This is a genomic window from Sphingomonas sp. 10B4, from assembly GCF_035019905.1.
In the GTDB taxonomy this organism is placed as follows: Bacteria; Pseudomonadota; Alphaproteobacteria; order Sphingomonadales; family Sphingomonadaceae; genus Sphingomonas; species Sphingomonas glacialis.
Genome location: NZ_JASJVC010000282.1, coordinates 1 through 278, shown reverse-complemented (window position 1 = coordinate 278; position 278 = coordinate 1). Strand labels below are relative to the sequence as shown.

At 56.8% G+C, this 278-nt stretch carries 1 protein-coding gene; it reads right to left on the bottom strand.

The window, feature by feature from the left end:
* Positions 1 to 32: 32 nt before the first annotated feature.
* A partial coding sequence (locus QN347_RS19825; protein WP_323494400.1) for a S1 RNA-binding domain-containing protein occupies positions 33 to 278 on the bottom strand: 246 nt, incomplete at its 5' end.

Genomic DNA, 278 nt, shown 5'->3' with positions numbered 1-278 from the left:
CTTAGGCCTCCGTGTTCGTCTGCAGAATTGAATCAGCTGCGCAGTTTGGCAAACGCCGCCGCCATGGCGTTGCCTGAAGGCGCAGCTGCCGGAGCTTGCGAGCGGTGTTGTTGCAAGCGTTTGGTGTCATTGCGATCGGCGCGTTGTTCCGGCTTGCTGCCTGCTTGTGGGGCAGAATCAGTCAGACGCATGGTCAAGGCGATACGTTGCCGTTTTACATCGACTTCGAGTACCTTGACTTTGACAACTTGACCAGCTTTGACCACGCTGTGCGGATC